Origin of the sequence: Streptomyces sp. NBC_00996 (genome assembly GCF_045162675.1) — a bacterium.
Classification (GTDB): Bacteria; Actinomycetota; Actinomycetes; order Streptomycetales; family Streptomycetaceae; genus Streptomyces.
Genome location: NZ_CP108723.1, coordinates 3,316,110 through 3,339,968 on the forward strand (window position 1 = coordinate 3,316,110; position 23,859 = coordinate 3,339,968).

General features: G+C 70.6%; 19 protein-coding genes and 1 pseudogene. 10 read left to right on the top strand and 10 right to left on the bottom strand.

Annotated features, from left to right (window positions below):
• Positions 1-21: 21 nt before the first annotated feature.
• Positions 22-1,191 carry a steroid 3-ketoacyl-CoA thiolase gene (locus OG390_RS15665; RefSeq protein WP_406168417.1) on the bottom strand — a complete coding sequence of 390 codons (1,170 nt, stop codon included), beginning with the start codon at positions 1,189-1,191 and terminating at the stop codon, positions 22-24.
• A gap of 319 nt (positions 1,192-1,510) precedes the next feature.
• Here OG390_RS15665 and OG390_RS15670 point away from each other — a divergent pair, with 319 nt between their 5' ends.
• Both OG390_RS15670 and OG390_RS15675 read left to right on the top strand, forming a co-directional pair.
• A complete protein-coding gene (locus tag OG390_RS15670; protein ID WP_406168419.1) occupies positions 1,511-2,755 on the top strand; it encodes a cytochrome P450 in 1,245 nt (414 codons plus the stop codon).
• A gap of 197 nt (positions 2,756-2,952) precedes the next feature.
• Complete coding sequence (locus OG390_RS15675) at positions 2,953-4,587, top strand: hypothetical protein (RefSeq protein WP_406168421.1); 1,635 nt, start codon at positions 2,953-2,955, stop codon at positions 4,585-4,587.
• Here OG390_RS15675 and OG390_RS15680 read toward each other — a convergent pair.
• Complete coding sequence (locus tag OG390_RS15680; protein WP_406168423.1) at positions 4,541-6,601, bottom strand: bifunctional glycosyltransferase 87/phosphatase PAP2 family protein; 2,061 nt, start codon at positions 6,599-6,601, stop codon at positions 4,541-4,543. The two genes, OG390_RS15675 and OG390_RS15680, sit on opposite strands and share 47 nt — an antisense overlap.
• A 448-nt stretch (positions 6,602-7,049) precedes the next feature.
• On the opposite strand from OG390_RS15680, the gene proP reads away from it, so the two are divergent.
• From proP to OG390_RS15695, 3 genes are all read left to right on the top strand, one after another.
• Complete coding sequence (proP, locus tag OG390_RS15685; RefSeq protein ID WP_406168425.1) at positions 7,050-8,435, top strand: glycine betaine/L-proline transporter ProP; 1,386 nt, start codon at positions 7,050-7,052, stop codon at positions 8,433-8,435.
• A gap of 68 nt (positions 8,436-8,503) precedes the next feature.
• The gene (locus OG390_RS15690; RefSeq protein ID WP_406168427.1) at positions 8,504-9,655 is read left to right on the top strand and encodes a DUF2330 domain-containing protein; all 1,152 of its coding nucleotides are present in this window, start codon (positions 8,504-8,506) and stop codon (positions 9,653-9,655) included.
• A 109-nt stretch (positions 9,656-9,764) separates the two neighbouring features.
• Entirely contained in the window at positions 9,765-10,436 is a 672-nt protein-coding gene (locus OG390_RS15695) for an O-methyltransferase (protein WP_406168429.1), read from the top strand.
• A gap of 277 nt (positions 10,437-10,713) precedes the next feature.
• On the opposite strand, the gene OG390_RS15700 is transcribed toward OG390_RS15695, so the two are convergent.
• Positions 10,714-11,109: a hypothetical protein gene (locus tag OG390_RS15700; protein WP_406168431.1), complete on the bottom strand. Its 396-nt coding sequence runs from the start codon at positions 11,107-11,109 to the stop codon at positions 10,714-10,716.
• 119 nt (positions 11,110-11,228) lie between these two features.
• Here OG390_RS15700 and OG390_RS15705 point away from each other — a divergent pair, with 119 nt between their 5' ends.
• Positions 11,229-11,633, top strand: a complete 405-nt coding sequence (locus OG390_RS15705) for a DUF1992 domain-containing protein (RefSeq protein ID WP_406168433.1) — start codon at positions 11,229-11,231, stop codon at positions 11,631-11,633.
• Between the two features lie 139 nt (positions 11,634-11,772).
• On the opposite strand, the gene OG390_RS15710 is transcribed toward OG390_RS15705, so the two are convergent.
• From OG390_RS15710 to OG390_RS15730, 5 genes are all read right to left on the bottom strand, one after another.
• Positions 11,773-12,453, bottom strand: a complete 681-nt coding sequence (locus OG390_RS15710; RefSeq protein WP_406168435.1) for a hypothetical protein — start codon at positions 12,451-12,453, stop codon at positions 11,773-11,775.
• Between the two features lie 68 nt (positions 12,454-12,521).
• A complete protein-coding gene (locus OG390_RS15715) occupies positions 12,522-13,211 on the bottom strand; it encodes a hypothetical protein (protein WP_406168437.1) in 690 nt (229 codons plus the stop codon).
• Positions 13,212-13,291: 80 nt separating this feature from the next.
• Positions 13,292-13,789, bottom strand: a complete 498-nt coding sequence (locus tag OG390_RS15720) for a nuclear transport factor 2 family protein (RefSeq protein WP_406168438.1) — start codon at positions 13,787-13,789, stop codon at positions 13,292-13,294.
• An 85-nt stretch (positions 13,790-13,874) separates the two neighbouring features.
• Entirely contained in the window at positions 13,875-14,594 is a 720-nt protein-coding gene (locus tag OG390_RS15725) for a helix-turn-helix transcriptional regulator (protein ID WP_406168440.1), read from the bottom strand.
• Position 14,595: 1 nt separating this feature from the next.
• Entirely contained in the window at positions 14,596-14,733 is a 138-nt protein-coding gene (locus tag OG390_RS15730; RefSeq protein WP_406168442.1) for a hypothetical protein, read from the bottom strand.
• An 83-nt stretch (positions 14,734-14,816) separates the two neighbouring features.
• Here OG390_RS15730 and OG390_RS15735 point away from each other — a divergent pair.
• The 3 genes and pseudogenes from OG390_RS15735 to OG390_RS15745 all read left to right on the top strand — a co-directional run.
• Positions 14,817-15,314 (top strand): annotated as a pseudogene (locus OG390_RS15735) (GNAT family N-acetyltransferase); the annotation flags it as partial.
• Positions 15,315-16,005: 691 nt separating this feature from the next.
• Positions 16,006-17,343: a group II intron reverse transcriptase/maturase gene (gene ltrA, locus OG390_RS15740; RefSeq protein WP_406168444.1), complete on the top strand. Its 1,338-nt coding sequence runs from the start codon at positions 16,006-16,008 to the stop codon at positions 17,341-17,343.
• Positions 17,344-17,547: 204 nt separating this feature from the next.
• Positions 17,548-18,801 carry an RNA-guided endonuclease InsQ/TnpB family protein gene (locus OG390_RS15745; RefSeq protein ID WP_406168446.1) on the top strand — a complete coding sequence of 418 codons (1,254 nt, stop codon included), beginning with the start codon at positions 17,548-17,550 and terminating at the stop codon, positions 18,799-18,801.
• A 38-nt stretch (positions 18,802-18,839) separates the two neighbouring features.
• Here OG390_RS15745 and OG390_RS15750 read toward each other — a convergent pair whose 3' ends face one another.
• Positions 18,840-20,963, bottom strand: coding sequence for a DHA2 family efflux MFS transporter permease subunit (locus tag OG390_RS15750; RefSeq protein ID WP_406168448.1), 2,124 nt, complete (start codon positions 20,961-20,963; stop codon positions 18,840-18,842).
• 790 nt (positions 20,964-21,753) lie between these two features.
• On the opposite strand from OG390_RS15750, the gene OG390_RS15755 reads away from it, so the two are divergent.
• Entirely contained in the window at positions 21,754-22,491 is a 738-nt protein-coding gene (locus OG390_RS15755; RefSeq protein ID WP_406168449.1) for a peptidoglycan-binding protein, read from the top strand.
• Positions 22,492-22,914: 423 nt separating this feature from the next.
• Here OG390_RS15755 and OG390_RS15760 read toward each other — a convergent pair whose 3' ends face one another.
• On the bottom strand, positions 22,915-23,583 hold the full coding sequence (locus tag OG390_RS15760; protein WP_406168451.1) for an HAD-IA family hydrolase: 669 nt from the start codon (positions 23,581-23,583) through the stop codon (positions 22,915-22,917).
• Positions 23,584-23,859: the final 276 nt, after the last annotated feature.

The window sequence follows — 23,859 nt, forward strand, 5'->3', positions numbered from 1 at the left end:
CGACGTTCGTCGACCGGACGACTACAACCGCTGGATGATCGTGCCGGTGGCCAGCCCGCCACCCGCGCACATCGTGATCAGCGCGAACTCCCTGTCCCGGCGCTCCAGTTCGTGCAGGGCAGTGGTGATGAGCCGTGCTCCCGTCGCCCCCACCGGGTGCCCGAGCGCGATCGCGCCCCCGTTCACGTTCACCTTCTCCAGGTCCTGCTCGAAGACCTGCGCCCAGCTCAACACCACGGACGCGAAGGCCTCGTTGATCTCGACGAGGTCGATGTCCTTCAGCGACATCCCGGCCTTGCCCAGCACCGCGCGCGTCGCGTCGATCGGCCCGTCCAGGTGGAAGTGCGGGTCCGCGCCGACCAGCGCCTGGGCCACGATCCGCGCGCGGGGCCGCAGCTTCAGGGCCCGCGCCATCCGCTTCGACGCCCACATGATCGCGGACGCGCCGTCCGAGATCTGCGAGGAGTTGCCCGCCGTGTGCACCGCCGTCGGCATCACCGGCTTCAGCTTCGCCAGCGCCTCCATGGACGTGTCGCGCAGCCCCTCGTCCCGGTCGACGAGCCGCCACATGCCCTGTCCGGCCCGCTGTTCGTCCTCCGTCGTGGGCACCTGGACGGCGAAGGTCTCGCGTTTGAAGCGCTCCTCGGACCAGGCGGTGGCCGCCCGCTCCTGGGAGACGAGCCCGAGGGAGTCCACGTTCTCCCGGGTCAGCCCGCGGTGGCGCGCGATCCGTTCCGCCGCCTCGAACTGGTTGGGCAGATCCACGTTCCACTCGTCGGGGAACGGCTTGCCCGGCCCGTGCTTGGACCCGGAGCCAAGCGGCACCCGGGACATCGCCTCGACACCGCAGGAGATGCCCACGTCGATGATGCCCGCCGCGACCATGTTGGCCACCATGTGCGACGCCTGCTGCGACGAGCCGCACTGGCAGTCCACCGTCGTGGCCGCCGTCTCGTACGGCAGGCCCATGGTGAGCCAGGCGGTGCGCGCGGGGTTCATGGACTGCTCGCCGGCGTGGGTCACCGTGCCGCCGACGATCTGCTCGACGCAGTCGGCGTGGATGCCGGTGCGGCCGAGGAGTTCACGGTAGGTCTCGCCCAGGAGATAGGCGGGGTGGAGGTTGGCGAGCGCGCCGCCGCGCTTGCCGATCGGGGTGCGTACGGCTTCGACGATCACGGGTTCCGCGGCCATGGGGGCTCGTCCTCTCCTCGCTGACCCGCGCAGCGCGGGGCGTCCCGGCCCACCCACCGCGCAGAACTAGTACGCGTTCTAGTTCTGACTGCAGTCTGCTGACAGCATGTCCACCACCGCAAGGGTCTTGCAGCCTCCGAAGTTGCGATCTGCACGAATCCCGCACGCAATTCGAGGCCCCGCACCCCTTGCCACTTGTAGAACCCGTTACTACCTTCACGACAATTCCGCGTTCCTGATGGACCGTCAGAACCGGTGGTCGGAACCGACCGCCAGAACCCGATCGCCAGAACCGTAGGTGCGAGACCTGGAGTTGCCGATGCCCTGTCCAGCGCTGCCCGACGGGTTCGATTTCACCGATCCCGATCTGCTGCACCACCGCGTTCCCCTCCCGGAGTTCGCCGAGCTGCGCCGGGCCGAACCGGTCCACTGGATTCCGCAACAGCCGGGGATCGCGGGCTTCGAGGACGACGGCTACTGGGCCGTCACGCGGCACGCGGACGTCAGGTACGTCTCCACGCACCCCGAGCTCTTCTCCTCGTTCCTCAACACCGCGGTCATCCGCTTCAACGAGCACATCCAGCGCGAACAGATCGAAGTCCAGCGGCTGATCATGCTCAACATGGACCCGCCCGAGCACACCCGGGTCCGCCAGATCGTGCAGCGCGGCTTCACCCCGCGGGCCATCCGCTCCCTGGAGGACGCCCTGCGCGCCCGCGCCGGCTCGATCGTCGAGAACGCGCTCGCGCACGCGGGCCCGGACGGCGCCTTCGACTTCGTCACCCAGGTCGCCTGTGAACTGCCCCTGCAGGCGATAGCCGAGCTCATCGGCGTCCCGCAGGACGACCGCGCCAAGATCTTCGACTGGTCCAACAAGATGGTGGCGTACGACGACCCGGAGTACGCGATCACCGAGGAGGTCGGAGCCGAATCGGCCACCGAACTCATCTCGTACGCGATGAACATGGCCGCCGACCGCAAGCAGTGCCCCGCCAAGGACATCGTCAGCACCCTGGTGGCGGCCGAGGACGAGGGGAACCTGGCCTCCGACGAGTTCGGCTTCTTCGTGCTGCTGCTCGCCGTCGCGGGCAACGAGACGACCCGCAACGCCATCACGCACGGCATGCACGCCTTCCTCACCCACCCCGAACAGTGGGACCTCTACAAGCGGGAGCGCCCGAAGACCGCCGCCGAGGAGATCGTCCGCTGGGCGACCCCCGTCGTCTCCTTCCAGCGCACCGCGACCCAGGACACCGAACTGGGCGGCCGGCAGATCAAGAAGGGCGACCGCGTCGGCATCTTCTACTCCTCCGCCAACAACGACCCCGAGGTCTTCGAGAGCCCCGAGGCCTTCGACATCACCCGCGACCCCAACCCGCATCTCGGCTTCGGCGGCGGAGGCCCGCACTTCTGCCTCGGCAAGTCCCTGGCCACCCTGGAGATCGACCTCATCTTCCACGCGATCGCCGACGCGATGCCGAACCTGCGCCTCGTCGGCGACCCGCGCCGGCTGCGCTCAGCGTGGCTGAACGGCGTCAAGGAACTTCAGGTCAGCGCGGGATGAGGTGCTCGGGCCGACGGCCTCCCGGTATCCGTCGGCCCGTCCCGTGGGAGGCAGGGGCATCCCCCCTACGCCCCGCCCCTGCCTCCCCCGCGACAAGTCGCTCCACCGTGTACTGAACGTTTCCGGTCGGTTTCACGTCTTCACACGTGGCACAGCCAACCCACATTTTCGAAGACGTCGAACGGAAACGCCGAGCCGTGGTCTCTGCCGACCTGACCGACCTGAGCCCCGTCCGGCCGGACCGAGCGCCGCCGTCCCGGAACCGTCCCGTCCGCTCGTTCTGCCGCCGCCACCGTCTCCCGCTCCTGGCCACCGCGCCGATGCTGCCGCTGTACGCGGTGTGGTGGGCGTTCCTCGCCACCGGCGGCGGCGACCTCGCGGCCCAGGAGGCGTGGGCCGGCTTCGTGTCCCGGCACGGTGGATCGGCGTACAACCTGTTCTGGTACGGCGGGATGCACACCGCCGACTACAGCCTGATCTCCCCGTACCTGATGGCCGCCCTCGGTGTGCGCACGGTGACGGTGCTCTCCGGGCTCGCCGCCTCCTGGCTGGCCGCCGTGCTGATCGAGCGCACGGGGCTGCGCCGGCCGGTGGGCCCTGCGCTGCTCGCCTCCCTCGCGCTGTGGTGCAACGTCGCGTCGGGGCGTACGACCTTCGCGCTCGGCGTCGCCCTCGGGCTCGCCGCCTGTGTGCCGCTGGCGCGCGAGCGGCGCGTCCTGCTGGCGGTGGCGTACGCGGCCCTTGCCACGATGGCGAGCCCGGTGGCCGGGCTGTTCCTGGCGGTGGTGGGGGCGGCGTATCTCGCGGCACGGGACCAGGTGCGGGGCTGCGCGCTGCTGGTGCCGCCGGCCGTCGTGGTCGGGGTGACGACGCTGCTGTTCCCCTTCACCGGCGAACAGTTGATGCCGCCGGCCCGCGTCTGGCCGCCGGTCCTGCTCGGGCTGACCGTGGCCGTACTGGCCCCGCGGGGCTGGCGGGTGGCGCGGTGGAGCGGTGTCGTCTACGCGGCCGGAACCGTTCTGACGTATCTGATCCCCTCGCCGGTCGGCACGAACGTCGAGCGGTTCGCGGAGCTGTTCGCGCCGGCCGTGCTGCTCGCGGTGCTGCTCGGCGCGCCGGGACTGCACCGGTTGCGGCGCGGCGCGCTGGCCGCGGCGCTGCTGCTCTCCGTCGCCTGGGTCGGCCAGAAGACCGCCGACGACCTGGAGGTCTCCACCGCCGTGCCGGCCTGGGCCGCCCACACCCACGGCGTTGTCTCGGAACTGGAGCGGCTCGGCGCCGACCGCGGCCGGGTCGAAGTCGTCCCCGCCCGCAACCACCGCGAGGCCACCGCGCTCGCCCCGCATGTGAACCTGGCGCGCGGCTGGAACCGCCAGCTGGACATGGAGCGCGGCCGGCTCTTCTACGACGGCACCTTCTCGGCGGCGACCTACCGGGCCTGGCTGGGCCGGTGGGCGGTCGGCTACGTCGTGCTGCCGTCGGGCAAACCGGACGGATACGCGGAGGACGAGGCACGCCTGGTGGAGACCCGGCCCGCCTGGCTGGAGCCGGTGTGGAACGACGCGCACTGGCAGGTGTTCCGGGTGCGTGACGCGGTGCCGCTGGTGTCGGCGCCCGCCTCCGTCGTCCGGACCACCAACGCCGAGATCGATGTGCGGATGCCGAGGGCCGGCTCGGTGACCGTGCGCGTCGCGTACTCGCCGTGGCTGCGCGCCGAGGGCGGCTGCCTGGAGAAGAGCGGGGAGTTCACACGGCTGACGGTGGCCGAGCCGGGCGAGTACCGGATCAGCTCGGAGTACGGCCCGTCGCCGGGACCGGCTCCTTCGTGCTGACCGCGCCCCCTTTCACGGGTTTCATCAGGGTCCGGGGCCGCGGGCCCTGGAGCAGATGGGTCAGGCCGAAGCCCGCGCCGACGACGGCCGCGCCGCCCACCGCGTCCAGCACCCAGTGGTTGCCGGTCGCCACGATCGCGGAGACCGTGAAGAAGGGGTGCAGCAGTCCGAGCGCCTTCATCCACCACTTGGGCGCCATGATCGCTATCACGAGGCCGCACCACAGGGACCAGCCGAAGTGCAGCGAGGGCATCGCCGCGTACTGGTTGGTGAGCGCCGTCAGCGTGCCGTAGTCCGGCTTGGAGAAGTCCTGGACGCCGTGCACGGTGTCGATGACACCGAGACCCGGCAACAGGCGCGGCGGGGCGAGCGGATAGAGCCAGAAGCCGACGAGCGCGAGCAGGGTGGCGAAGCCGAGCGCCGAACGCGCCCAGCGGTAGTCGGCCGGGCGGCGGGCGTACAGCACGCCGAGGACGGTCAGCGGGACGACGAAGTGGAACGACTCGTAGTAGAAGTCGAAGAAGTCCCGCAGCCAGCCGACCTTGACCACGGCATGGTTGGCCCAGTGCTCGATGTCGAGGTGCAGGAAGCGCTCGATGGCGAGTATCCGGTCGCCGTGGTGCTCGGCGGTGGCCCGGCCGCCCGCGTTGGTGCCGCCCGTCGCGGCGAGCCTGACCTGTTGGTAGGCGGCGTAGCCGACGCGGATCAGGAGCAGTTCGAGCAGCAGGTTCGGGCGGGTGAGGACGCGGCCGAGGAAGGGGAGCAGCGGGACGTGCCGGAAGCGGGTGGGGACGGGCTGCGCGAACTCGGCGGGGATGGGCTTGCGGTAATGCTCCGAGGTGCGGGACAGGAACGGCACGACGGTGGCCGCGGCGAGCGCGGCGAGCAGCACCACGTTGTCGCGCAGCGGATAGACCGCCGCCATGTTCGGCAGCATCATCTTCGCCGGCAGCGTCATGACGAGGATGACGGCGACGGGCCACATGTAGCGGTCGGAGGTCTTCCTGCCGACCCTGCCGACCACCGCGAGCAGCACCCACAGCAGCTGGTGCTGCCAGGTCGTGGGCGAGACGGCGACCGCGACACAGCCGGTGAGCGCGACGGCGAGCAGCAGCTGGCCGTCCTTCGCGTAGCGCACGGCGCGGCGCAGCCCGAGGACCGCGACAGCCGTGCCGAACAGCAGGAACAGGCCGATCTCCAGCGGGCCGGTGAGGCCGAGCCGCAGCAGCGCCCCGTGCAGTGACTGGTTGGCGAGGTCGTCCGCCTCCTTGCCGAGGCCGACGCCCGCCAGGTGGTGCACCCAGTACGTGGACGAGTCGTGCGGCAACGCGGCCCAGGCGAGTGCGGTGAGGGCGGCGAAGGTGACCCCAGTGGACTCGGCGGCGCGGCGCCGCCCGGTGAACCAGAGCAGCGGCGCGAAGAGCAGCACGGTCGGCTGGAGCGCCGCCGCGAGGCCGATCAGTGCGCCGCCGGCGCGCTCTCCGCGTACGGTGAAGCAGCCGAGCAGGACGAGCAGCACCGGGATGATGCTGGTCTGGCCGAGGTAGAGAGTGTTGCGCACCGGCAGCGACAGCATCAGCAGGCTGATCGCGACGGGCGCGGCGAGCAGCGAGCTACGCCGGCTCACGGGCTGCGGCAGGGCGCGCGCCGCGACCAGGCCGAGCGCGACGACCAGCGACAGGGTGCCGAAGGTCCAGGCCCAGCCGAGGGCCTGCTCGGCCGCGCGGGTCAGGGGCTTGAGGACGAGCCCGCCGAAGGGGGTGCCGGTGAACTGCGTCGAGTCGTACAGCGACCCCTTCACATGCAGCACGCCGTCCGTGCCGACCCAGGTCTCCAGGTCCGTCAGCCGCTCCGTCTTGGGCGTGCTGAGGACGACGGCCACCTGCCGTATCGCCAGGACGGCGGCTATCACCCACAGCCCGATGCGGACGGCGCGCAGCCGTTCTCTCGCCGTATCGACAGCCCCCGCCCCGAAGGCATTACCCGCTCGTCCGCCGTGCTCCACATTCGCCACGCCCGGTCGCCCCTCCCGCCCCATTCGTCCTGCGTGTCCCACGTGCCCCGTTCGTCGGCCCCCCTCGGGACCCTATGAGGCTCGCACTGCCCTCGTCGAGAGACGCAGGCAACCCCCTCTTCACCTGACGTCCCCCCACCTTTTGTCCGGATGACGACAGTGCGGGGGCGGTTCGGTTCCCCTCTCGCTCCGCGACATGGATCACAGACAGGCCCGGAAGATGGGGCTCCCGGCCTTCGCATCGCACCTGCGTACGCCGCATTCGTACGCACTGCGCGCCGGGTCGCGTACGGTACGTAATGCGGATGAGTGCCCCTATGGTCGCTTTTCGGCCTACTTCCCGGTGGGCCAAGGTCCCCACTCCTCGGGTGGGCCGCGTCCCCGCCCCTCGGGTGGGCCACGTCCCCGGCCCCGAGGGTGGGCCCCGTCCCTGTCCCCGACGAAAGGCATGCCCTTGCCGTCCGCCACAGCTGTCGCGCCCGTCGTCCCCCGACCCCGGACCCCCGCTCCGCCGGAGGTCACCGTCACCGACCCCGCCCTGGTGAAACGCGCCGTGAAGGCCGCCGCACTGGGCAACGCGATGGAGTGGTTCGACTTCGGCGTCTACAGCTACATCGCGGTGACCCTGGGCAAGGTCTTCTTCCCGTCGGGCAACCCGACCGCGCAGCTGCTCTCCACCTTCGGCGCCTTCGCCGCGGCCTTCCTGGTCCGCCCGCTCGGCGGGATGGTCTTCGGACCGCTCGGCGACCGCATCGGCCGCCAGAAGGTCCTCGCGCTCACCATGATCATGATGGCGGTGGGCACCTTCGCGATCGGTCTGATCCCGTCGTACGCCACGATCGGCGTCGGCGCCCCGATCCTGCTCCTCGCCGCCCGCCTGGTGCAGGGCTTCTCGACCGGCGGCGAGTACGCGGGCGCCTCCACCTTCATCGCCGAGTACGCGCCGGACAAGAAGCGCGGCTTCTTCGGGAGCTGGCTGGAGTTCGGCACGCTCGTCGGCTACATCGGCGGCGCGGGCCTGGTCACCCTGATGACCGCGCTGCTCTCCACCGACGACCTGCTGTCCTGGGGCTGGCGGATCCCGTTCCTGATCGCGGGCCCGATGGGCATCATCGGTCTCTATCTGCGGATGCGTCTCGAGGAGACCCCGGCGTTCGCGGCGGAGCTCGAGAAGGCCGAGGCCGACCGTCCCAAGGTGCCGCTGCGCGAGATGATCACCGGCCAGTGGCGCGCGCTGCTCCTGTGCATGGGCCTGGTGCTGGTCTTCAACGTCACCGACTACATGCTGCTCTCCTACATGCCGAGCTATCTGACCAGCGAGCTCAAGTACGACGAGACGCACGGTCTGCTCGTGGTCCTCGGCGTGATGGCGCTGATGATGATCGTGCAGCCCTTCGCGGGCGCCCTGACCGACCGGATCGGCCGCCGCCCGGTGATCGCCGCGGGCTGCGTCGGCTTCCTCGCCCTGTCCGTCCCGGCCATCCTGCTGATCCGCCAGGGCAGCCTGCTCACGGTCGCGCTGGGCATGGGCGCTCTCGGTCTGCTCCTTGTCTGCTTCACCGCCGCGATGCCCGCCGCGCTCCCCGCACTCTTCCCGACGAAGGTCCGCTACGGCTCGCTCTCCATCGGCTTCAACGTCTCCGTCTCGCTCTTCGGCGGCACGACCCCGCTGGTGGTCACGGCACTCGTCGGGGCGACCGGGAACATGATGATGCCCGCCTACTACATGATGGCCGCCGCCGTGATCGGCGGCGTGGCGGTGTGGTTCATGACGGAGTCGGCGGGGCGGCCGCTGCCGGGCTCGGCGCCGTCCGTCGAGCCTTCGGTGCGCTGACCTGGAACCGTGGCTTCCGTCGTGTCGTCTGAGACCCTGTCCGACGGCACGACGGAAGGCTACGGGGGATGTTGCGCGATATACGGACGCGTTGGTCGGCTTTCGCACGGGGACGTGTACTGGGCGTCGTACTGGCGCTGTTGGGGATCCAGCTCGGATCGCTGGTGGCCCCGGCATACGCCTGTGGGTGCGGCGCGATGGTGCCGGACAGCACCCGGCACGTCACCGTGAACCGCGAGACGTCCGTCGTCCGCTGGGACGGCCGCCAGGAACAGATCGTGATGAGCCTGACCGTCTCCGGGGACGCCCACAAGGCCGCGTGGATCATGCCGGTGCCGCATCGCGCGACGGTCGAGCTCGGCGACCAGCAGATCTTCACCCAGCTCAGCGAGGCGACCGAGCCCGAGTACCGCACCCGGCACTACTTCTGGCCGCGCGGCGGTGACTGGCCCTTCACCAGCGAGGGCGACGCCGCCGACGCCCCGCGCGCCGGCGCCACGGCACCCTCCGTCGGCGTCGTCGGCCGCGAGCACCTCGGCCCCTTCGACGTCGCCCGTCTCACCGCCACCGACTCCGACGCGCTCGGCGACTGGCTCGCCGACAACGGCTTCCGGCTCCCGGACCGTCTCAACGAGGCGCTGCGCCCGTACGTCGACCAGGGCTGGGAGTACGTGGCGATCCGGCTGGCCCCGCAGGACACCAAGAGCACCGGCGCCCCGCTCGGCGGCACCCTCGACCCGCTCCACCTCACCTTCGCCAGCGACAGGCTGGTCTACCCGATGCGGCTGTCCCGCCTCGCACAGACGCCGCAGTCCCTCGGCCTGTACGTCCTCGCCGCGCACCGCATGGAACCGGCCTCGGCCATCGGCGGGGACCGGCCCGAGGTCTCCTTCGCGGGCCGCCTCACCGGGACATGGGGCGCGCTGGACCGGCTCGCCGACGGCGGCACGGACTTCCTCACCGCCATCGAGCAGGAGTTCCCGCAGCCTTCACGGATCTCCGGCGACTACCAACTGCACCGGATGACGACCGACGCGGCCTACCGCCGGGTGATCTACGACGACGAACTCCTGACGGTGGGCGGCGTACCGGCATGGCTGCTGACGGTGGGCGGCGTGGCGGCGCTGGCGGTCGTGGCCCTGGTGATCGGCGTACGGGCCCGCAGGCGCCGCCCGGTGCTGCCGCCCCCTCCCGTGCAGGCACCGCCGCCGATCGGCTGACCTCTCGGGTGAACAACGGAAAACCCGCTGGCGAGCCCGCACACCCCCGACTAGATTCACCGGAGGAACTAGTTAGGGCATCTAACTAGACATACGAAAGGCATGGTGTATGAGCGAGTCGCAGCTCTGGAACAACGTCGACGACTACTTCACCACCCTCCTCGCCCCCGCCGACGACACGCTCACCGCGGCGCTGCGCGACAGCGACGCGGCCGGACTGCCGCCCATCGGCGTCGCCCCCAACCAGGGCAAGCTGCTCCAGCTCCTCGCCCAGATCCAGGGCGCCCGCCGCATCCTGGAGATCGGCACACTCGGCGGCTACAGCACGATCTGGCTCGGCCGCGCCCTCCCGGCCGACGGCCGTCTGATCACCTTCGAGTACGACCCCAAGCACGCCGAGGTCGCCCGCGGCAACCTCGCCCGCGCCGGCCTGGACAAGATCGCCGAGGTGCGGGTGGGGTCCGCCCTGGAGTCGCTGCCGAAACTGGCCGACGAGAACCCGGAGCCCTTCGACCTCGTCTTCATCGACGCGGACAAGGTGAACAACCCGCACTACGTCGAATGGGCCCTCAAGCTCACCCGCCCCGGCAGCCTCATCGTCCTCGACAACGTCGTCCGCAGTGGCGCGGTCACCGACGCGGGCAGCACCGACCCGAGCGTGCGGGGCACCCGGGCCGCCCTCGAACTGATGGCTTCCCACCCCAAGTTGAGCGCTACCGCGATCCAGACGGTGGGAAGCAAGGGGTACGACGGTTTCGCGCTGGCGCGCGTGCTGGCGTGAACGCTGCCGGGATCTCGGCCCAGAGGTGATCCGAAGACAGCTCCTAGTGCCGCGTCAGCCAAGGTTTGCCCGTCAAGGAGCGGCGTCCGGTGCGTGCTCTGGGGGTCCCCCCCGGCCGAAGGCTGGGGGAGTGCCGGCCGGAAGTCCTCGTACTGGACGTACTTGGGCTTTCGGCCGGTGCGGCGAGTGGGGGCACCTCCCACGCCCTTGAGGCAGTGGGGGAGCGTGCCGGGCGTCGCGACGGGGCGAACTTTGGCTGACGCGGCACTAGGCCCTCCTAGGCCTCGTGATAGAAGCCCACGTTCACGGCGCGCGGGCCGGTGCGGTCCTGGATGACGAGTTCTCCGGAACTGCCCGCGGGGAGCTTGGCCGTCCCGCCGTACGGGAACGTCTGGAGCGGCTGCCCGGCCAGCGTCAGCCGTACCTCCGAGGACGGCTCGGGGTGGGAACCGCGCAGCCAGGTGACCTGCCAGGAGCCGTCCGGGCCGCACAGGAACTCCAGGTGGACCCGGGACACGAACAGCCAGTCGTCGGGGGTCGCGAGACGGCACACGGCCCGGTCCCGGCCCACCCGCAGCATGGCACCCGGGTCGCTCGGTGCGTCGGCCATCAGCATCCCGGCCGTCGCACCCGCGTCCGCCCCGGCTACCGAGGCCATGGTGAGTTCGAGCACGTGCGCTCCTTCGTGTCGTACCGGTCCAATTGTGCTCGCGCGGAGCACCGTTGGCGCACCGCCGCCGCATGATAATTCGACCGATCGCCCCGCCGTGCGCCCTCCGGCACAATGGACTCATGACCGAGCGCAAGCCACCTGGTGTCAGCTTCGAGTCCTGGGTCGACAAGCAGATCCGTGACGCGGAGGCGCGCGGCGAGTTCGCGGAACTCCCCGGCGCGGGCAAGCCGCTGCCGCAGGTCACCGACACGTCGTACGACGAACTGTGGTGGATCAAGCAGAAGATGGCCCGCGAGGGGCTGTCCGTGCTCCCGCCGTCACTCGCGCTGCGCAAGGAGGCCGAGGACGCGCTCGCCGCGGCGTCCGCCGCCCCCTCGGAGCGGGCCGTACGCCGGATCGTCGAGGGCATCAACACCAAGATCCGCGAGATGATGTTCAAACCCCCGCCCGGCCCTCCCCTCGGCCTCAAGCCGTACGACGTGGAGGAGATCGTCCGGGAGTGGCACGAGCGCCGGGAGGGGTGACCCATCGGCGAGTGCGGGCCGCGTCCCGGACATGGTCCGGGACGCGGCCCGCACTGCTGGCACCGCCGGTTCTGGGGTGTGCGCCTTACGCGTGCGCGGAGATGTGCCGAAAAGTCGTCTCCGACGCCGAGAAGTCGTCTCAGAGGCGGAGCAGCCGTTCCGTCATCTCGCGGTAGTCCCGCAGGGCCAGCCGGAGGTCCTCGGTGGTCGCGGTGGCCCTGTCGCCCGGCTGCCACGACGTACGCAGCGTCCGGCGGCGGCGGGTCACGGCCTCCGTGAAGCGCGCCGCCAGCTCCTCCAACAGGTGGTCGGCCTCCTCCACGGCGTCCCGCGGGCCGTCGACGAAACCGCCGACCGCGTGCCGCAGTCGCAGCGAGAACTTGTCGCACTCGTCCTGGGGCAACAGACCGGAGCCGTGCGCGGCGGGCCGACCGGGGGCGCCCGCGCGCTCGGCGGCCTTCGCGTCGCCGCCCCGGCGAGGGGTGTCGGCGGACTCACCGGCGCGCGCCGCGGCGACGGCGCCCGGGCGGTCCGGTCCTCGCTCGCCGCTCAGGGGCTCGCGGGCGGGGGTCTCACGGACGGGGGTCTCGCGGGTGGGCGTCCGGCGGGCGGGGGTGTCGACGCCCTCCTCGGGCGGAATGCCGGTGCCGCCCGGCTCCCGCCCGCCGGCCGCCGCGCCCTCGCCCGCCGCGCCCTCGCCCTTCATGGCCTTGGCGGACGGCGGGACCGCTCCGGACGCCTCCGGGCCGCCCACGCGGCCTTTCATGGCCTCGCGGCGCGGTGTTCGTTCGGTGCCTTCCGTGCTTTCGGTGCCTTCCACGCTTTCGCTGCCTTCTGAGCTTCGGGGGTCTTCGGTGGCGTCACTCGATGTCCTGTCCTTCACAGTCCTCAACTCCCCTTTGCGTGGCGCCTGGTGAACGCCCACGGCAGGTGGCCGCCCCGGCCGTCGGATGCGGAGCCCTCGGGGCGGGTGGCCGGCTTCGCGGCGTCGTCCGCGCGGTGGCGCGGAGCGTCGTCCCGGCGGACCGGGGTCACCAGGTCCTCGAAGAGGGCCCGGGCCTCGATCATGGCCTCGCGCATCTCCTCCGTACCGGCACGGCCCTCCGGGGCCCCGTCGGTGCGGGCCTGCGCGACGCGGTGCACGCGGCGGTAGCCGTGGACGTGGTGTCCGTGATGGACGGAGAGCGCGGCGACCTGCTCCTCGTAGCGGCCGCCGTCGGGGAAGCCGCGCGCACCGGCCAGCTCACCGAGCAACCGGTCGGCCTCGGCCACCGCCTCGCGCGGGGAGTCGACGAAGCGTTCCTGGGCGGCCGTCCAGCGGGCCGCGTACTGTTCGCGGGCCGCGGGCTCCAGCGGCCGCTCGCGCAGCTCACCGTGCCTCTTCACCCGCTCGGCCAGGTCGCGTTCGGCGGCCCTGGCGTCGCCGTCGTGCCGGGCGACGGTCCGGTCGTACTCGGGCCCGAAGCGCCGCCGCAGGCTGCGCCCGCCCTGCGGCCGTCGGGCGAGGAGGGTCAGGGCGGCCGCGACAACGACGGCCGCCACGATCACGATCAGAGCGATGATCACGCCTGTGGACATGGGTGCCTTCCGGGGTTCTCGACCCGACGGGCCGGTTCCCGGGCCGGGTTGCCCGGAAGGCGCCCCTCAAACGGGGTCCGTCACGGAGCGAAGCGCCGCAGCCCCGTCACCGACCACACGGTCACGATGCGTCCCTCCTCCACCTGGAACAGATCGATGCCGCTCTTGGCCACGGCGACCCTCGAGTCGTCCTGCCGAGTCATGTACCAGCGGGACGCCACGCCGCCCTGCCCGGCATCGACGAGCGGGGTGCCTTCGACGGCGTAGCGCTGTCCGGGCAGCGACGCACGGAAGGCGGCGATGAAGTCGACGAGGGCCTGCGGTCCGTGGAGGGTGTCGGTGTCCGCGTTGTCGGGGTCGTTGCCGAAGCGGATCCGGACGTTCGGGGCGAGGAAGCGTTCGGGGTCGGCGAAGTCGCCGTTCCACAGGGCCGTCCAGCGTTCGAAGAGCGCGATGCCAGTCGCGGGGGTGAGGGGTGAGCCGGGTGCGGTGGTGCCGGGCGTGGTGGTGCCGGGCGTGGGGTTGTCGGTCGTGGTGTCGTCGGTCGTGGTGTCGTCGGTCGTGGTCGTCGCTGTCATGGCTGTCGCCGTCCTGTCCTTCGGTGCGGAGTTCGTGGCATCAGCCTCGTACGGGTGCGCGACACCCCCCTGTCGGTGATTGCCGTCACATTCCGAGCTCTCCCAGCGGCACCAAGTCCCAGCCCAGCGTGTCGAGTTCGGCCGGGTCGAGGGAGCGCCGCGGCGGCCGCTCGTCGAGCACCACGGCCTCCCGTATCCGGTCCAGGCGGAAGCACCGCACCCCGGACCGCAGCCGGCACCAGGCCAGCAGATACCAGTGGTCGTCACCGCCGAGGAACCCGAGCGGTTCGACGGTGCGACCGGTCACCGCGCCCGCGACGTCCGCGTACTCAAGTCGCAGTGTCCGCCCGGCGGTCAGCGCCTCGCGCACGGGCCCCGGCACCGTCGGCACGGGCGGCCGCCGCTCCGCCGACGCGGGGACCAGCAGCCGGACCCGCGCGGCGAGATCGGCCGCGGCCGCCCGCTCGTGCCCAGGCATCACCGCGAGCACCTTGTGCAGCGCACTGCGCGCGTCAGCCACGAACGGCGTGCCCGTGAGCGCGCGCAGCCCGACGGCGAGCGCGGTCGCCTCGGCCGGTGTGATGGTCAGCGGCGGCAGGGTCCGCTCGCTGTCCAGGACATAGCCACCGGTCCGGCCGGGCTCGGCGTGGATGGGCACACCGGACTGCTGCAGCGCGGCGAGATCCCGCTCGATCGTGCGGACGCTGACCTCGAAGCGCCGCGCGAGCGTACGGGCGCTGCGCGGGCGGGGTGTGGCGGCACGCAACTCCTCGACGAGGGCGTACAGCCGGTCGGTGCGGTTCACGTCAGCCGGTCCTCCAGCCCGGCCAGCCCGTCCATCCCGGCCGGCCCAGCCGGCCCAGCCAGTGCGACGAGTGCGACGAGTGCGACGAGTGCGGCGAGTGCGGCGATTCCAGCCAGTAGGGCCAGTTGGTGCGGTTCATGGCCTCCAGTCTCTCCACTGCCACTGACAGCCCGCCGTAATCCGCTTGCGGACCGGGTGCCGCGCCTTTGGACAATGACCGTCATGACCCGTACGCGTACGACGACTTCCTGGACCGTCACCCCCGAGCCCTTCGACTCCCCCGTCGCCGCCGCGCTCTGGCGGGCGTACTACACGGAGGTCAGCGACCGCTGGTATCTGCTGCACGAAGGGCGTACGACGGATCCCGACGAGCTGGAGCGGGAGGTCGCCGCACGGACGGGGGCCGAGTTCGCGGCGCCCACCGGGGTGCTGCTGGTCGCGCGGTACGACGGCGAGCCCGGGGGCACGGCGGGGGTGCGGATGCTCGACGCCACGACGGGCGAGCTGAGCCGCGTGTTCGTCCGTGAGGAGCTGCGGGGCAAGGGCGGCGGCCCCGTGCTGCTCGCGGCGGCCGAGGAGGCGGCCCGCGGCCTGGGCGCCGAGCGGCTGATCCTCGACACCCGCGACGACCTCGTGGAGGCGCGCGCACTGTACGCCCGGCACGGCTACGAGGAGACCGAGGCGCACAACGACGACATCTACGCCGAGCACTGGTTCAGCGTGATTCTTGCGAGGAACCCCGGGCGTTCACGACTCCGTTGGGAAAGGGACGAACCGCAGGCCGTGGTGGTCACTTTGGCTCACGGACCCGCAGGTCAAGTGATCCACTCCCAGCTAGAGTGCGAGCCGGGATGCCCGCCCTGTCCTTTTGCCAACGGAGTCGTTCACGCCCGGGAGGAATCGGTACGCCCAGCATGGGCGACAGCTAAAGGGTGAAAGTCCCGACGAGGAGAGGTGAGACTAACTCGCTAGCCAAAGGCAAGGGCGTCACCGTGAGGTGGGGTCCGGAGGAAGCCGGAGGCGAAACCGGGCACCGATGTACAAGAACCGTGTAGAGGCGGGGTGGACTGGGTAAGGCGGCCGATTGCGCCGAAGCCCGTTCTTGCCAAGAAGGCCACCACGTAGACGCGGCGGCGGTCCGGGGAAAGCTGTCGTTCTTATCTGGGGAGGTCTGTCCGGGTGTCACCTGTAACCGTGTGATGGCGGAGATTGCGACGACCTGGGCCAGCAATGGCCCGGGTTTGCCGGACAGAAGTCAGCAGAGGTCGTAGTACCGAGACGGGTAGGCAGCAGGCCGACAAGGGCTCGGGAAGGACCGAACGTTTAGTGGATTGGAAGAAGGGTGTCTGCTCGATCGGGTCACGTTGACCGCTGCAAGACTGCCTCGGCAGGTCCCCAAGCGGTAAGGCCGGTGCATACAGCCGACCCGTTTGGGGAGCGCAGTGACCGGACGGCGCTTCACCGGGACAACAATCACCGCGAGACCGCGTCCCTGGGGGAGGCGGTGTTCTCGAAGGAGAATCTGCTCGCGGCGCTCAGGCGCGTCGAAGCAAACCGGGGAGCCCCCGGAGTCGACGGGATGACCACGGAGGAACTGCGGCCGTGGATCGCCCCAAACTGGCCCTCTGTATGGGCCGAGCTTGACGCGGGGACATATCGGCCCGCTCCCGTCCGTCGGGTGACCATCCCTAAGCCGAACGGTGGCGAACGGATGCTGGGTGTCCCACGTGTGCTGGATCGACTGATCCAGCAGGCTATTGCGCAGGCCCTCGTGCCCGTCTTCGACCCCCATTTCTCCGGGGCGTCGTTCGGGTTCCGTCCGGGACGCTCCGCCCACCAGGCCGTGAAGGTCGGAAAGCGGGCGATTGAGGACGGGAACTGCTGGGCGGTGGACCTGGACAAGTTCTTCGACCGTGTGAACCGCGACGCGCTCATGGCGCGGGTGGCCCGCCGGGTGGAGGACAAGAAGGTCCTGAAGCTGATTCGCCGATACTTGGAGGCCGGGATCATGGCTGACGGGGCGGTCGTGGCATCGGATGAGGGAACGCCGCAAGGCTCCCCGCTTTCCCCGTTGCTCTCCAACATCATGTTGGACGACCTAGACCGCGAACTCTTCAAGCGCAGCCTCCGCTTCGTACGCTACGCGGACGATGTCATGATCTTCGTCCGTTCGGAGCGGGCGGCCAACCGCGTGCTCGGGTCGGTCACGACCTTCATCGAGATGCGGTTGAAGCTGAAAGTGAACCGGGAGAAATCCAAAGCGGCTCCAGCGTTCAAGGTCTCCCTCCTCGGATTCGGCTACTACCGACCCGGTGGGAAAGGGCCGGTGAAGATCCGGATCGACCGGAAGGCGGTCCACCGCCTGAAGAAGACGGTTCGGACGATCACTTCTAGGTCCCGGGGAGTGTCCATGAAACACCGCCCGGAGAAGCTGCGGAGGTTCATGACCGGATGGGTGGCCTACTTCAAGCTTGCGGACTCCTCTTGGACGTTCAAGCAGCTCGATGAGTGGACCCGCCGGAGACTTCGCCAGGTGCGATGGATCGAATGGAAGAACGCCACCAACCGAGTCCGCATGGTGCGAAGGCTCGGCCAGGAGGTGCCCGATGACGTGCGGTTGGTCGCCGGACACCGGAAGTGGAAAGCATCTCTCTCCGTTGAAATGAACCGCGCCCTGGACAACGCCTACTGGGACGCCCAGGGCTACAAGTCCTTTACCGGATTGTGGCAGCGTCTCAGAACCGCCTGAGATCAACTGAACGAACCGCCGGATGCGAGGCCCGCATGTCCGGTGGTGTGGGAGGGGGGCCGGGAGAACCGGCCTCCCTACCCGATCATCCTGAGGTGAGCGGTGCGGAGCACCGCGGTGGCGTCCGGCGCGAAGCGCCGGGATGGCGTGGGATTGTCCCGTGTTCGAATGCGAGGCCTGGGAATTCCGGTTAGCGTCACGGGTGTGAAGCTGGTTGTGCAGGTCAAACTGGTGCCGACGCCCGTGCAGGCGACGGCACTTGAGGCGACTCTGCGCGCGTGCAACGAGGCGGCCACCTGGGCCAGTGAGGTGGCCTTCGAAAAGGATGTGAAGAACAACTTCGCGCTGCGCAGGCTCACCTACGGCGAAGCGAAGGTGCGGTGGAACCTGGGGGCGCAGGCCGCCCAGCACGTGATCAAGAAGACCTGTGACGCCTATGCGACGCTGAAGGCGAACCTGAGGGCCGGGAACCTCGGGAAACCTGGCTCCCAGCGGTACCGCAGGGCCATCGAAGGGCCGATCGCCTTCCGCGCGGAGGGGGCGCAGCCCTACGACGACCGGATGCTGTCCTGGCAGATCACCGAACGCCGGGTGTCGATCTGGACGGTTTCGGGGCGGATCAAGGACGTGGCGTTCGCCGCGAGCCCCCAGCAGTTGGCCACCCTGTCCCTGCACCGCAAGGGCGAGTCCGATCTCGTGTACCGGGACGGCATGTGGTTCTTGCTGGCCACCTGCGAGGTCCCCGAAGCACCGGCGAACACGGATCCGGTGGACTTCCTCGGCATCGACCTGGGCATCGTGAACATCGCCACCACGTCCGACGGCGAGATCCTGGCCGGACGGGAACTGAACCGTATCCGCGTCAGAGAACGAAAGCTCCGCAGCAAGCTGCAGAAGAAGAACACTCCGTCCGCCAAGCGCCGGTTGAAGAAGCGGCGGTGTAAGGAGGCACGGCGGGCGAAGGACATCAACCACAAGATCGCGAAGCATGTGGTGGCCGAGGCGGAACGCACCGGTCGCGGGATCGCCCTGGAGGACCTGACGGGCATCCGTGAGCGGGTACGGCTTGCAAAGCCCCAACGGGCCACCCTCTCCAGCTGGTCGTTCGCCCAGCTGGGGGCCTTCATCGCGTACAAGGCCCGCCGGGCGGGGGTGCCGGTGGTGTACGTCGATCCGGCGTACACCTCGCGCACCTGCGCCGAGTGCGGGCATGTGGACAGGGCGAACCGGGTCTCGCAGGCCCGCTTCGTGTGCCGGTCCTGCGGATTCGTTGATCATGCGGATCGGAACGGCTCCCGCAACATCCGCGCCAGAGCGTGGGAGTTGTGGCGACGCGGGGCGCAGTCAACCGCCCCAGACCCACTTCCCGAACCGGGGCGTGGGACAGGACGCAAGCGCAGCACCACAGCCAGTGGCGCCCGTTGTGCAAGCCCGTCGGCTTTAGCGACGGGTAGTTGACGAAGGAACTGACCGGCTGACTCAGGGAGTTCGCGGACTCAGACCGGCTTCCCCTGCGGGCGTGGCACCGCCCTGTCGTGCGGCTGTTCCGCGTCGGATCCGCACATCTCGGCGTTCAGCTCCTCGACCAGCTTGGTCAGGTCGGTCGGACGGTCCGGGCTCCACCAGTCGCCGAGCCGCTCGGCCAGGGACTCCTCGCGGGCCTTGGCGAGTTTCTCGGCGGCCTCGCGGCCCTGCTCGGTCAGCACGAGGTCGAGTCCTTCGCGCAGCGCGAGCCGGCGCTCCTCGACCTGGCGGGCTGCGGCGAGGACGACGCTCAGCGGTACGGTGCTGCGCTCGGCCAGCTCCGCGGGCTCGGCCCACCCGTACTTCTTGATCCGCAGCAGCAGCCAGCTCGCCGCGGGCAGCAGGTCCAGGCCCGCCCGCGCGGTGATCTTCTCGTAGATCTCGCGCCGCCCCTCCCGGGTGCCGAGCACGGACAGCGCCCGGCACACCTCGTCGTACGACGACCGCTCCACCGGATTGGTGGCGAGCGTCTCGGTGACGTCCGGCGCCCTGACGGACCCCCGCAGCGTGTCCTCGCGCAGGAACCAGGCCAGTACGAAGCCGAGCACGGCAACCGGGGCGGCGTACAGGAAGACGTCCGTGATGGACGACGCGTACGCGTGCAGCACCGGCTGCCGCAGCGCGGGCGGCAGGTCGCCGATGCCCTTCGGGTCGGCCTTGAGGGAGTTCGGGGAGATGCCCGCGGGGAGCTGCTGCCCGCTCAGTGCGACCGTCAGCTTGTCGGCCAGGCGGCTCGCGAAGACCGTGCCGAAGATGGCGACGCCGAACGAGGCGCCGATCGAGCGGAAGAAGGTCGCGCCCGAGGTGGCCACGCCCAGATCCTCGTACGACACCGCGTTCTGCACGATCAGCACCAGCACCTGCATGACCAGGCCGAGCCCCAGACCGAAGACGAAGAAGTACGAACTCATCTCGCCGGTGCCGCTGTTCTCGTCGAGCTGGTGGAGCAGCAGCAGACCGATGGCCGTGATCCCGGTGCCCGCGATGGGGAACACCTTCCACCGGCCCGTACGGCTGACGATCTGTCCGGAGACCGTGGACGACAGCAGCAGACCGAACACCATCGGCAGCATGTGCACACCGGACAGGGTGGGCGACACACGCTGGACGACCTGGAGGAAGGTCGGCAGATAGGTCATCGCGCCGAACATCGCGAAGCCGACGATGAAGCTGATGACGGCGGAAAGCGTGAAGGTGCGGATGCGGAAGAGTTTGAGCGGCAGGACGGGTTCGGCCGCCCGCCGCTCCACCGTGACGAACACCACGGCCAGGACCACGCCCAGCACGACAAGGCCGATGGTCTGGGCCGATCCCCAGCCCCAGGTGGTGCCGCCGAGCGAGGCCACCAGGATCAGGCAGGTGGCAACCGCGGCGATGAGGAAGGTGCCGAGGTAGTCGATGACGTGCCGCGCGGACTTCCTGGGGATGTGCAGGACCGCCGCGATCACCGCGAGCGCGACGATGCCGACGGGCAGGTTGATGTAGAACACCCAGCGCCAGCTGAGATGCTCGGTGAAGAGCCCTCCGAGCAGCGGCCCGAGCACGCTGGTCGTGCCGAAGACGGCGCCGAACAGCCCCTGGTACTTCCCCCGTTCACGCGGCGGGACGAGGTCGCCGACGATCGCCATCGACAGCACCATCAGCCCACCACCGCCGAGGCCTTGCAACGCCCGGAAGCCGATCAGCTGGGGCATGTTCTGCGCCATGCCGCACAGCGCGGAGCCGATCAAAAAGATCACGATCGCCGTCTGGAACAGCTTCTTCCGGCCGTACTGATCGCCGAGCTTGCCCCACAGCGGAGTCGCCGCGGTCGACGCGAGCAGGTACGCGGTGACCACCCAGGACAGGTGCTCCAGGCCACCGAGGTCGCTGACGATGGTCGGCAGCGCGGTCGACACGATCGTCTGGTCCAGCGCGGCGAGCAGCATGCCCATCAGCAGCGCACCGATCGAGACGAAGACGCTGCCGTGCACGGTGTCCCGGGCGTCGGCGGCGGCCGCCGCGCGCCGCCGCACGGCCGACTCGTTCACGCCGGGCGGGCCGTCCGCGTCCTGCGTTTCGGCCGGCGTGTCCGCGCCGTGCCCATCCCCGGTCATGCGGCCTCCCTGAGCCCCGAGGGTCTCGGTCACCTCCATCCTGATCGGTGTGACCGGTTATGGCCTGTTGAGTCCCCCCGGAGGCCGGGATTCCGGGGGACTCCTGGAGATTGTGTGAGGGACATCCGGATAATCTCTGGAGTTCTCAGGGGGGAGGGACCCACGCGTGGTTGAACCGAACGGGCATGTCTGCCCCGAATGCACGGCACCCCGTACGCCGGACGGCACTCCGTCCTGCGCCTGCACCCAGCGGGCGTCCGACGCACTGCGCGACGCGCGCACGGCGGAGGCAGCCGCGGCAGAGGACTTCGATCCGTTGCGGATTCGGCCCTATGTGGAGCTGGGGGCGCGGGGCTCCGCGGCGAGCGGGGCGCCCGCCGCGTCGGGCGAGAGCGGAGTTCCAGGGGCCGGAGTTCCGGGGACCGGAGTTCCGGGGACCGGAGTTCCGGGGACCGGAGTTCCGGGGACCGGAGTTCCGGGGACCGGAGTTCCGGGGACCGGAGTTCCGGGGACCGGAGTTCCGGGGACCGGAGTTCCGGGGACCGGAGTTCCGGGGACCGGAGTTCCGGGGACCGGAGTTCCGGGGACCGGAGTTCCGGGGACCGGAGTTCCGGGGGCCGGAGTTCCGGGGGCCGGAGCGGTGGGAGCCGTCGCTCCGGGGGGAGCCGTAGCGCCGGAAGACGCCGAGGGATGCCTCGGGACCGGGGCCGGGCCCGACATTGGGCCCGGGTCCGGGTCCGGGTCCGCGTCCGCGTCCGGGTCCGACTCCGACTCCGACTCCGCGTCCACGATGCGGCTCGCTGCCGTGCCGTCCGACGCGACCGTGCGGCTCGGCGCGGTGTCGTCCGAGCCGCGTGCGGCCGATGTGCACCTGTTCCAGGAGCGGTCCCCGGAGCCCGGCCCGCCGGCCGTCCCGGACGAGAGGTCCCGGCCCCGGCATCGGCGGCGTACCGCTGTGCTGGGCGTCGCGGGAGCCGTCGTGGCCGTCGTCGCGGCGGCGGGGATCGCGAGCGGGCTGTTCTCGTACGACACTCCCGTGCGGGACGGGGCGCTGCCGGAGGATGTACGGGCGAGCGTGCCGGAGGTGTCGTCCGCCACGGCCTCGGTGGCGCCGTCGGAGAGCGCCACGGCGTCCGCACCGGCCGCCCCGGCTCCGTCGCACAGCGCGAGCCCGTCGCCCTCGGCGTCCCGGTCGAGCGCGTCGGCGACGCCGTCGCCGTCGGCCACGCCGACGCAGACGCCGACGACCGCGAGCGCGACGGGTTCGGTGGAGCCCACGCGCGACGGTTCGGACGAACGCCGCGTGCAGACCCTGCAGCGCGGCGACAGGGGCCCCGAGGTCACCGAGCTCCAGCTGCGCCTGCGTCAGTTGTCCCTCTACATGGGCAGCGACGACGGTAATTACGACAACCAGGTCGAGAACGTCGTACGCCGCTACCAGTGGGCGCGGGGCATCACGGACGACGAGCAGGGCGTGTACGGCGCGGCCACCCGGACAAGCCTGGAGTCGGAGACGACGGAGCCGTGAGCGATGGCCGCGCCGCTTCGCCCGCGCCCGGTGGGCGGGTCGGGGCTGTGCCGGTACATCCGCCCCGTCGCCGGCGGCAGATCGCTTGGGCTTCACAGCTCGGCCTGTCGGCAACCACGTAAGCGACGGGGCATGTGATGTACCGGCACGGCCCCTCCCGTGCGTCGGCGACTGCGGGTGCGTTCCACCCACCCTGCGTGCCCCTTCCGCGGCGGCTGGCACGCTTCGACCAACTCACCCCACGGCCCGGTCCCACCCACCCCGCCGGCTCCCATCCTCCCGGCCGGGGCTTGATCCTTCCGCCCGTCCGGCGTTTGAGGACGAGGCCGTTCAGGCCGATGGGGTCTGGGGGTGGCAGCCCCCAGGTACGGGACGGGTAGGGGCGGAGGAGGCGAGAAAACTCACTGCCCCCCCCAGAAGACTTCAGTCTTCGATGTGGAGCCGGATCAAGCCGCCCCCGGCGGACTCCACCCGCACCTGCGTAAGGTCGCGGACGAGGACGTCCGGCCGGTGGAAGCCCGCTCGAGGCCCGACCCCGACGACCCGCATCCCGGCAGCCTTCCCCGCCGCGATCCCCGCCCCGGAATCCTCGAAGACGACACACTCCTCGGGAGGGACACCCAGCTCGGCGGCCCCCTTGAGGAAACCCTCGGGATCCGGCTTGCTCGCGCCGACGGACTCGGCGGTGACGCGCACGTCGGGAAGTCCGAGCCCGGCGGCGGCCATCCGCGCGCTGGACAGGGCCACATCCGCGGACGTCACCAGAGCGTGCGGCACCCGGGCAAGGGAGGTCAGGAACTCCGCCGCACCCGGAATCGCGACGACGCCGTCCATGTCGGCCGTCTCCTCGGCGAGCATCCGCGCGTTGTCGGCGTGGTTCTGTTCCATCGGCCGATCCGGCAGCAGCACCGCCATCGAGGCGTATCCCTGCCTGCCGTGGACGACCTTCATGACCTCGTCCCCGTCCAGTCCGTGCCGGTCGGCCCAGCGACGCCAGCAGCGCTCGACGACGACGTCGGAGTTGACGAGGGTGCCGTCCATGTCGAGCAGGAGGGCGCGGGCGGTCAGAACGGTGGTGGCCGTCATCGGCATGCTCCAAGGCGCGGGAAAGGGGCCGAGGCGTGGCCCCCGGGACAAGGCGGCCCCGCCCGCCGGTCAGGGAGTGCGGGCGGGAGCCACTTTGTTCCTCTACGATACAAAACAAGGCCGCGCGGCGCCACCACTCCTGACCTGCGCTTCAGCCGAGCCGACCCCGACAGCCACCCTCACGACACCACCAGGACGCCACGCCGCCCCCGTACGGACACCGAGACGGCCGAGCCCCCACCACCGCACGACAGAGGATGCCGTGTCGACGCACCCCCGCAC

Bases quoted from the DNA above. Each gene is read 5' to 3' on its own strand.
- OG390_RS15665 (WP_406168417.1), bottom strand. From the start codon at position 1,191: ATGGCCGCGGAACCCGTGATCGTCGAAGCCGTACGCACCCCGATCGGC.
- OG390_RS15705 (WP_406168433.1), top strand. From the start codon at position 11,229: ATGACCGAGCGCAAGCCACCTGGTGTCAGCTTCGAGTCCTGGGTCGAC.
- OG390_RS15730 (WP_406168442.1), bottom strand. From the start codon at position 14,733: ATGAACCGCACCAACTGGCCCTACTGGCTGGAATCGCCGCACTCGCCG.
- OG390_RS15760 (WP_406168451.1), bottom strand. From the start codon at position 23,583: ATGCCGATGACGGCCACCACCGTTCTGACCGCCCGCGCCCTCCTGCTC.
- OG390_RS15715 (WP_406168437.1), bottom strand. From the start codon at position 13,211: ATGTCCACAGGCGTGATCATCGCTCTGATCGTGATCGTGGCGGCCGTC.
- OG390_RS15670 (WP_406168419.1), top strand. From the start codon at position 1,511: ATGCCCTGTCCAGCGCTGCCCGACGGGTTCGATTTCACCGATCCCGAT.
- OG390_RS15690 (WP_406168427.1), top strand. From the start codon at position 8,504: ATGTTGCGCGATATACGGACGCGTTGGTCGGCTTTCGCACGGGGACGT.
- OG390_RS15755 (WP_406168449.1), top strand. From the start codon at position 21,754: ATGCGGCTCGCTGCCGTGCCGTCCGACGCGACCGTGCGGCTCGGCGCG.
- proP (WP_406168425.1), top strand. From the start codon at position 7,050: ATGCCCTTGCCGTCCGCCACAGCTGTCGCGCCCGTCGTCCCCCGACCC.
- OG390_RS15720 (WP_406168438.1), bottom strand. From the start codon at position 13,789: ATGACAGCGACGACCACGACCGACGACACCACGACCGACGACACCACG.
- OG390_RS15750 (WP_406168448.1), bottom strand. From the start codon at position 20,963: ATGACCGGGGATGGGCACGGCGCGGACACGCCGGCCGAAACGCAGGAC.
- OG390_RS15695 (WP_406168429.1), top strand. From the start codon at position 9,765: ATGAGCGAGTCGCAGCTCTGGAACAACGTCGACGACTACTTCACCACC.